This window comes from Gilliamella sp. wkB108 (genome assembly GCF_001690195.1).
Taxonomy (GTDB): domain Bacteria; phylum Pseudomonadota; class Gammaproteobacteria; order Enterobacterales; family Orbaceae; genus Gilliamella; species Gilliamella apicola_L.
The window spans coordinates 69,668-77,698 of the sequence record NZ_LZGM01000120.1 but is presented as its reverse complement, the minus strand read 5'-3'; the positions used below and the strand labels follow the sequence as shown (position 1 = coordinate 77,698).

Annotated in this window: 7 protein-coding genes; 3 read left to right on the top strand and 4 right to left on the bottom strand. The window is 32.3% G+C overall.

Going from position 1 to position 8,031, the window contains the following annotated elements:
* Positions 1-98: 98 nt before the first annotated feature.
* Positions 99-434: a hypothetical protein gene (locus A9G11_RS13650; RefSeq protein ID WP_065620128.1), complete on the top strand. Its 336-nt coding sequence runs from the start codon at positions 99-101 to the stop codon at positions 432-434.
* A 2-nt stretch (positions 435-436) separates the two neighbouring features.
* Entirely contained in the window at positions 437-916 is a 480-nt protein-coding gene (locus A9G11_RS13645; protein WP_065620127.1) for a hypothetical protein, read from the top strand.
* 230 nt (positions 917-1,146) lie between these two features.
* Here the strand turns inward: A9G11_RS13645 and A9G11_RS13640 are convergent, their stop codons facing one another.
* From A9G11_RS13640 to A9G11_RS13620, 4 genes are all read right to left on the bottom strand, one after another.
* Positions 1,147-2,415: a TPM domain-containing protein gene (locus A9G11_RS13640; protein ID WP_065620126.1), complete on the bottom strand. Its 1,269-nt coding sequence runs from the start codon at positions 2,413-2,415 to the stop codon at positions 1,147-1,149.
* A 20-nt stretch (positions 2,416-2,435) separates the two neighbouring features.
* Positions 2,436-3,227, bottom strand: a complete 792-nt coding sequence (gene hisN / locus A9G11_RS13635; RefSeq protein ID WP_065620125.1) for a histidinol-phosphatase — start codon at positions 3,225-3,227, stop codon at positions 2,436-2,438.
* A gap of 821 nt (positions 3,228-4,048) precedes the next feature.
* A complete protein-coding gene (locus A9G11_RS13625; protein ID WP_065620123.1) occupies positions 4,049-5,245 on the bottom strand; it encodes an MFS transporter in 1,197 nt (398 codons plus the stop codon).
* 686 nt (positions 5,246-5,931) lie between these two features.
* The gene (locus tag A9G11_RS13620) at positions 5,932-6,837 is read right to left on the bottom strand and encodes a DMT family transporter (protein ID WP_065620122.1); all 906 of its coding nucleotides are present in this window, start codon (positions 6,835-6,837) and stop codon (positions 5,932-5,934) included.
* 270 nt (positions 6,838-7,107) lie between these two features.
* Here A9G11_RS13620 and A9G11_RS13615 point away from each other — a divergent pair, with 270 nt between their 5' ends.
* The gene (locus tag A9G11_RS13615; protein WP_065620121.1) at positions 7,108-8,013 is read left to right on the top strand and encodes a LysR family transcriptional regulator; all 906 of its coding nucleotides are present in this window, start codon (positions 7,108-7,110) and stop codon (positions 8,011-8,013) included.
* Positions 8,014-8,031 lie beyond the last annotated feature (18 nt).

Sequence of the window (8,031 nt, the reverse complement as noted above, 5' to 3'; positions counted from 1 at the left end):
AATCGTTAGCATGTAGATTAAAATTATTTTGGTGATTCCAATTTTAAATGGATAATCAATATCGTATAAGTTGATTTTTAATGAGTTTAGGAGTGCATATGTTTGATATTTTAACCGATCCCATTGTTCTTATTATTTTGATTGTAGCTGTTATCCTCTTTATCGCCGTTGCTATTGGATCTTATCGTCATGTTCACAAAACAGGTTTTAAACCTACTTTTAGAAAACTGAGTGACGGTTCTGTTCAGTTAGAATGCACAGGATTTGGTGGTTTACAGACAACAAGAACAAAAAGATTTTATGAAAAATATAAATTAGGAATGGAACTTATCTATGAAAATAAACGCTATAAAATAGTAGAGTTTAAAGAGTTAATTGACCCTTCTCTCCTGCAAGAAGATAGGAAAATTGTTGCATATTTAGAAGAGGTGTAAAAATGAAAAATGAAATAGTCTCGCAACACAAATTGTTGAAAGATAACAGCAAAAGAGCAAAAATTAAAAGAATTATTATTGTATGGGCTATATTTCTCGCTCTGTTCTTGATCACAAGAATTCCTGAAGTTCAAAAAGTTATCTTCGAATATGTCGGAAAATCAAAAGCTGATTTTATAACCAATGGATTGATAATTGTATTTATCCCTATGATTATTGGAACGATCACCTTTTACCGAGAAAAGCAGAATTTCGATCGGATATGTATATACAAAAAAGGCATTTATTTTATTGATTCAAAGAATAACACACAGGACTACGTTGATTTTGACAACCTCGAGTTATCTTACGGTAACATGCAGCAGAGTTTCTATATAAAATCAGCTAGCAAAAACATAAAAGAAAAAGAATATGCTTGGTGTGATTTCGATTATCCGGATGTATTAAGAAATAATTTAGAGCGTTACGGAAAAATAAATTAGTAATTAGAACAGTAAAAACAAATATATATTAAATTCAATTGCCTTTTATTTTAGTGCATTGAATAAAAATCGTTATCAGTAAAGAACTATAAAGAACTCACTCGATTTTTTAATAAGTAAATATGCTAGCTAAATAACTATTCACTGCTGATTTTCAATAACGAATAGCAGTGATTGATACGTGAATAAATTACAAAGATCTTAATGATACATCGAGATGATCAGGAATTTTACCAATGTCCCGATGCCCCACCACCGCCACTTCGACCTCCTCCTCCGCTGTCATCGGAACTAGAAGAGCTACTACTATAACTTGAGCTGCTTTCACTAGAAGATCTATGACTATAACTTGATCTGCTCTCAATTGAACTATTTTTACCTCTACTTGAATCTGAATGAGTCGGTTTTATTTTGCCAGTATAAAGTCCGATCCCCATCAAAATAGTAACTAGTAAACATGTTACAGTACCAATGGCTAAAGATTCAAATTTTACCCCTACTGCAATTCCTGCAACTATGCCATAAAAGAGTCCACCCATTATAGCCAGATTTAATTTAGTGAATTTGAACCATCTAATAATTATGACAAACGGCAGAATAAACAACATACAAAACAGAATTAAACATAAAAAGCCAGAAACCAAAAATACCGTGAAGATCATTAACACTGACATCCAGCTAGGTAAACTTTTTAATAACAGCACTTGGACCCAATATGGTAAGTTATCTTTTAAAAATTCCTCATCAAATTCTAAGCCGTTCCAAGTATTAATATCAAAGCCGCCAAAATAACCAGTAATGCTCAAAATAATGACAAGAAAAATACCTGCTTTTAATGGCCTGTTTTTTAATAATTTAAAAAGAACAGCACCCCATAAGTAAAAACTGATACCAAATATAATTGCCGCAATAATATCAATCACGCCAAAATCATTGGGATTTTTGGTAATATAAAATTGTGTATGATCAATCTCAGGTAAAGGTTCATGTTTTATTTTTGCAATAATGGCATCAACAGCCTGTTCAATACCTTGCTCGTAACGCTGTTGTTTAAAATATGGCAATAAATAGTCATTAAGGATATTTTTGCTTGTTAAATCAGTCAGTGTACCTTCTAGGCCATAACCCACTTCAATGCGAACAGCACTATCATCAAGAGCCACCAACAACAATACCCCATCATCAATCTTATAACGCCCTAATTGCCAATGATTAAAAAGATGAGAGGCATATTCTTCTATCGTTAATGGTGCTGTTGTTGGGATAATTAATACGGCTATTTGCACGCCTTGTGTATTTTTCAGTAACATGATTTTGTCACTAATCTGCTTTGAACTTTGCGATGACAAGATACCCACTTGATCTGTCACACTACCTCGCTTTTTGGGAAATGAAACATCAGCCTGAACTGTGATAAAACAGAAGAATAAGCTAAGCCAAAAAATGTGAAAGATGTTTTTTATCATTACAGAGAGCATTGTATAATTAGAAATTTTCATGACAATTTACATCGAGTTAGTTAATGATTAAGTACTTGTAAAGCTTGTTCATGTAAAGCTTGATTGGCGGAAGCAAGCACTGTTCCACCAGACTCTGCTCGTTGACCACTTAATGTGGTAACAACACCACCAGCCTGTTCAATAATTGGAATCAAAGCAACAATATCATAGGGTTGTAATGAGAATTCAAAACAAAGATCAATCTGTCCGGCAGCTAACATTGCCATCGCATAACACTCACCACCAAAACGCGTCATTAAGGTTTGTTCTGACAATCCTTTGAAATTAACATGTGGGTAACTTGAAGCTAATTCTGCCGAAGTTGTATGTAATATTGCTTGTGACAATGTCACATTTTGTCGGGTTTGTAGTTGTCTTTTGCCTTGAGGTCCATTAGTCCATGCGCATTTGCCGTCAGCCCAAAATGTCTCATTTGTAAATGGTTGACTCATCATTCCCATTACTGCCCGTTTATTGTGTAATAAACCTATTAAGGTTCCCCACACAGGCAAACCACATAAAAATGGACGTGTACCATCAACCGGATCGAGAACCCATTGAATCGGTCCCTTTCCTGTTATACCGAACTCTTCCCCCATAATAGCGTGTTCAGGATAAGTTTCATTAATCAGAGAACGCATGACTCTTTCAGCTTCACGATCTGCATCAGTGACAGGATCAAAGTTAAACCCCTCTTTCGGTTTAGTATCAATATGTAAATTGAGTGAAGATCGATAACGAGGTAGGGTTTGTTTACTGGCTGCCTCTGCTAATTGATGAAAAAAAGCAATATCAGGAAGTGATTGACTCATAATATTTTCTCTAAATTAATTATTCTTTTTCTGGCAAAACTCACTGAATCTTAGCATTTTTGCTATCCCATACCAAAGCTAAATGAATCAAAGCCAGAATAAACATAATTTACCTAAAAATCTCTATTAAAATTAATCCATTAAAACAAAAAACAGACATGAATTATTCATTACTTTTTATGAAAAACTCATTTTTACAACTCACACAGGCTATATGACAATTATAGTGAATTAAGTTTTTTTCAACAAAAGTAATCAATGGTGATTGGTCTATAGGACAACAAAATCTGTTTTTAACGAGAATAAGGGATTGTTTACTGGGTGCATAGTGAGCATTGCTGAAACTAATATCTAGGTTACCTTTAGAACCACAAGAACATTCAAAATCAAAAAGACATTTGTCGTAAGTCACATAGCATAGATAAGCAATTGTCTTTTTGCAATTTGTACAATAAATCCAACTTGCGTATTCTTTTAACAGAGATACACCATTAAGTTCCTTTTTTATTGGTGATCTTGCCATAATCCACCTTAATTTTCCGTAGTAATGTCATGATTAAATCAGATTAACTATTATACAAAAAAACTTGTCATAATGCTCTGTTTTAACTTAGCAACATTAATCCAACTAAATCGTTAATCTCCAACAACAAAACAACGACTATCATCAACAGGGTATATGAGCTAAATTCATGAAAAAGCAGCATAAACATAATATTATTTTAGAAAAACATACAACTGATAGCATTCAAGAGGGAGGATCTATCATGCTATCACAAACAAAGATCTTAAATTTTACTTAACTAACTCTCATTTTCTGATTATTTTTTTATTAACTTCATGCCTAACCACGCTAAAGCGACATTAACTAATGTCAAGCTAATACAAGCAAAAATTACACCATTCCAATTTAGGCTTTCATAGAGAATGCCCAACACATAAGTACCTATACTGCCACCGGCTAAGCAAGATAGTAAATATAACGAAGATATAGCACCGCGTGAGTTTAGTGGTACAATTTGATTAAGTACCGAAATAACAATAGGTTGAATGCCAAAAACAAAAAGAAATAAACAAAAAATACCCAGTGCAATGCAAAATAAGTTCAAACTAAATCCAATTGTAATAACAGCAACACTTACACATATTAAACAACTAATTAGTAACCTTTTTTCACTGACCGATTGTGCCAATTTACCGGTTATTGTGGCACCAATAACGGCACTCATTCCAGCAAAATTCAACCAACCTAACACGGTTGATGAAAGATAAAATGGCGCACTTTTTAAATAAAATGTTAAAAAAGAAGATAATCCCAGATAAACAAAAAAGAGTAAAAAACCGACCATTAAAAATATAATCACTTTTTTATTAAGTAGTAATTTTGCAGCGGCTAAATAAATGTGAACAATACTATTATTCGCATTAGAAGGATTATTGTTGCTATTGTTTATTCCAAAAGGAATAAACAAACAAGCAAAGAGAATAAATCCAGCATAAATAATAAAAGCTACCTGCCAAGACCAAATATCTGTCATCATAGCAACAATACTACGACTAAAAATAATGCCGACTATAGAAGCTGAGATCATCACCCCCATAGCCTGAGGTAATTTTTCATTAGGCGTATTTTTAGCGGTATAGGCAAATAATGCTGCCGGAACGGAAGCGGCAAAAAAACCCGTCAATGACATCATAAATAAATGTATTTGAAACGAGTAAACAACACTCGATAAAAAGAGGCAAAATATTGTTCCGATACAACCAAAAAAAACCAATAATCGAGTGGATACTCTGTCTGATAATGGACCGTATATAAAAAATGAAATTGCATAGAAAAAACAGGATAAACTGAAAACAAATCTTGCATCTAAAATGTCTATAGCAAAGCTTTTTGATATTTCCTGAAAAACGAGTTGGCTTATATAAACTGAACCGACTAAAAGTACAATTAATACAGCGGACAGAATAATACTAGTATTTGACTGTTTCTCAACAGAAATAGTACTTGATTCCATAATTTGAATTCCTTTTTAAATTGCGAGCAATAATCATCGTTGCACTCTCTCCGTCGCTAATAACATTACGGCATAACGCTGGTATTAAGTTTACGAAATATTAATTATTAGAGATGAAAAACTAAAATACGTTAACCCGATACACCAATTGGGTGGCAACTGTAGAAATAGAAAAATAAAGGTTTTAACAAAGGTTTAAAAGGGTAAAACAAAAGTCAAAAATTCAAAAATACTTATTTTGTGATATGAAATTCATATCAAAAGTGATGTTATTAAACAGCCATAAAACTGATTTTAATTTAAACAATTCCTTCTTACCTATTTAGATGAAACCCTAAAAGAAAGGAGATTAAAAAACATGTCGAGTGAATAATCCATTACATTAATCGAAAGTTATAATTTTTATTAAAATAAATCAATTCGTGGTAAATATTGTCTATTGTTAATATGAAATGTGAAGATATCTATTGCACATAATTAAAATTACTTAACATTTAATATTAACGTTGATTTCAATGACAACTATACTCATAGACAGCGAACAACTTTAATTATTTATATTTATTGGAAAAAATAGATAAAGTAAACCACATAATCATCATTATTAAAGGTTGATATTTATTAAATAATGTGATGAATCAGTTACACTATTTAATGATTTTGCGCATATATCTCATTAGATACATTCATTGATTTTTTACCATTAATTTATAAGCACCCGTAGCATAAATGACCCCACCAATCACCAGAACGGCTCCCACTAACTGTAATAGAGTTGGGATTAAACCGGTTATTAAAGCAAGTAACATTGTGAAAACAGGTACTAAATTAAAAAATATCGACGTTTTCGCTGCGCCAAGTTCTTTTATACCGACATTCCAGAATAAATAAGCTAATACAGCGCCAGCTATTCCTAAATAAATAAGTATCATATGATTAAAGATAGTAATATGTTTCATCTCTTTTATTAAGTCATCTTGCAAAACTGAAAACAAAACTATCCCAATTGTACCAAATAACATCGTAAAACTTGTTGTTTGTAATGGGGTTGAGTTTAAGATAAATTTGCGACAGCCTACGGTATAAATCGCCCAAGCTAAATTACCTAATAAAATAATTAAATCTCCACCACTGAATTGTAATTTAATGATATTAGTTATATCGCCATTACTGATCACCAAAACCACACCAATTAAACTAATTATCATACCAGCGGCTTGTGACCAAGTTACACGATACTTATCGATGATTGAGGCAACTAACGCTGTTGTTACGGGTGATGTTGCCATAATAAGTGCGCCATTTATTGGCGATGTTGTTTGTAACCCAATGAAAAAAGCTAAATTAAATCCTGTAATACCACATAACCCGAGTAAAATGAATGCAAGCCAATTTAATTTAAATGCACCAATATTATTTTTAGCCTTAATAACCATGTAAATAAAAATAACTAAACTAGCAATAATAAAACGTTCAGATGCCGCAACCAGAGGCGGAACTTCTGTGACAACGATTGCTGCAGCATTAAAATTAGATCCCCAAAAAAAAGTTGATAATGTCACCAGTAACAATGCCATTTGACGATTATTCATTTCAATCTCCATTATTTCTACAAAAAGATAGCTAAGATTATTGAAGGTATCAGTAATTCTTGTTGGGGAATTAATTCAAAATATTATAATTTCGACGACATACCTGCCCTTAAGCGTTCATTGTTTTTACGTTTCAGTAATGCTGATATAAGATTCAATGTTCTTGTTATAATTTGAGCCAACTTAGATGTTTATTAGTAAACTAGGTTTAATTTTAAGTTCATTTCATTTATAGTACAATGAACAAAATAACAACATTAAATTTCAAAAATGAAACTATCCAGCATAAATTTATCTTTTGATGACTTGGTCATTTTTATTCATGTGATTAAAGAAGGCAGTATTATTAAAGCATCAAAAAAACTCTCAATGCCATCACCGACTATAAGCAGGCGTTTGACTCAATTGGAAGAAACTATAGGCGGTCTTTTGATGTATAGAAGTAGTAGGAAGATCACGCTTACCACATTAGGGCAAATGTATATGGCTAAATTTACCAACTTAGTTGATGAATTCATTGAAACTGCAGAAAATCTAAATGATTATCACCAAAAACTATGTGGAACCATTAAAGTAACCGCACCAATTAGCTTAACCCATCAATGGTTTGGGAAGTGTATTTTTTCATTTAAGAAAGAGTATCCGGATATAAAAATAGATTTAATGGCGACCAATAAATTTGTTGATTTAGCCGATATGAATATTGATATTGCAATTAGAGTTGGCGAACTAACAGACAGTGATTGGGTAGCAAAAAGGCTTTTAGTATCGAAAAATATATTATGCGCATCAACAGAATATTTAGAACAAATACACACTTGTGTTAATCCGGTTGATTTATTAGATAAAAATCTAATTAATATTAGTAATCATCTAAGTTGGTCATTAAAAAATATCAATAAACCCGAATACTATAAAGTCCGTGCAAATCCATGTTTAGTTATGGATGACACTGAACTTATCATAGATGCTGCCAAAGCAGGAATGGGGATCTGTTTTGTCCCGTCGCAGTTTGTTAAAAATTGTCTATCTCGGGGTGAATTAGTGCAGATTTTACCGGACTGGATAGGTAACTCAAGACCAATCTATTTAATATTTAAAGACAGAAATTACCTGCCAAACAGGGTAAGAGTTTTTAAAGAATACATTGAAAATTATGTTAATGAAAATATATAGCGCCAAGTGGAATGATTA

Excerpts from the sequence above, each read along its gene's own strand:
- A9G11_RS13650 (WP_065620128.1), top strand. The coding sequence starts at position 99 with ATGTTTGATATTTTAACCGATCCCATTGTTCTTATTATTTTGATTGTA.
- A9G11_RS13645 (WP_065620127.1), top strand. The coding sequence starts at position 437 with ATGAAAAATGAAATAGTCTCGCAACACAAATTGTTGAAAGATAACAGC.
- A9G11_RS13640 (WP_065620126.1), bottom strand. The coding sequence starts at position 2,415 with ATGAAAATTTCTAATTATACAATGCTCTCTGTAATGATAAAAAACATC.
- hisN (WP_065620125.1), bottom strand. The coding sequence starts at position 3,227 with ATGAGTCAATCACTTCCTGATATTGCTTTTTTTCATCAATTAGCAGAG.
- A9G11_RS13625 (WP_065620123.1), bottom strand. The coding sequence starts at position 5,245 with ATGGAATCAAGTACTATTTCTGTTGAGAAACAGTCAAATACTAGTATT.
- A9G11_RS13620 (WP_065620122.1), bottom strand. The coding sequence starts at position 6,837 with ATGAATAATCGTCAAATGGCATTGTTACTGGTGACATTATCAACTTTT.
- A9G11_RS13615 (WP_065620121.1), top strand. The coding sequence starts at position 7,108 with ATGAAACTATCCAGCATAAATTTATCTTTTGATGACTTGGTCATTTTT.